This is a genomic window from Peribacillus sp. P4_C12 (assembly GCF_056402095.1).
In genome coordinates, this window is the sequence record NZ_JBFUIB010000986.1 from 1 (window position 1) to 879 (window position 879).

1 protein-coding gene is annotated in these 879 nt (G+C 34.4%); it reads right to left on the reverse strand.

Annotated elements, in window-relative coordinates; genetic code table 11:
* Positions 1 to 352: 352 nt before the first annotated feature.
* The coding region (locus AC1DUW_RS30725; protein WP_477644437.1) for a phospholipase D-like domain-containing protein at positions 353 to 879 on the reverse strand (527 nt) is incomplete at its 5' end.

Below are 879 nucleotides of genomic sequence, written 5' to 3' on the forward strand. Positions count from 1 at the left end.
GTTTGACCGGATGCGATTGGTGATTGATCTAAAATGCTTAGCTTCATTAGGGTTCCCTTCTTCCCATTTCTCTCTTAGTTATATAATCGTAAAACATTGACTATAAAATGTCGCCTAATACGCTTGTTGTTAGTTTAGTTTGTAACTCTTAGCTGAAATAATAAGTGGATATTCTGGATTGGTAAATAGGAGTGAATTGTAAATTCTAACGAGGTTATTTTTTAAATATACATTTTTTATTACTCTTATAGATGGAACCCGATTTGTTTTTACCATATATTCTAACGAGATGTTTTAAGAAATATTTATTGAATAAAAAAATAGAAAGACCCTATAGGGCCTTTCCTTTAAATTATTCATTTTTTTTAAACTGAGATAAGATTTCTTCTGCAATAATAGGTGAATCCAATCGAGCCGCTACAAAGGGAGGTTGCACTCGATTATTCGATTCTACAGGCAAGCCTAACCAGACAACATGACCATCGATGATAATAAAAGAGAAGGAAACTGGCATATAAATGAAATAATCTGTAAAAATTTCCGGATTTCTATTCCCTGAAATGATAGTCAATTTGACTTCAGGGTCTCTTTTCATTAGAATCAGCTTCCATTCCTCTGACAAATTTTTAAAGTCTGGCACGGCCACAATAATTTCTTGTTTAGAGGAATCTATATCTGCTAATAAGTTGTCCAACTTACGGGCATGCATCCATTGCAGTCGGGGATGCTGAAGTTTCACCCATTTTCCAATATCTTTCTTTGCGATCATCTGTCCGTTTTGGATTTGATGATCAACAAGCTGACGAAGTGTTTTGCTACGATAAACATGCTTATTAACAAAAGAAGTATCACAAACATGTACGAACTTCCCTTTGGTCC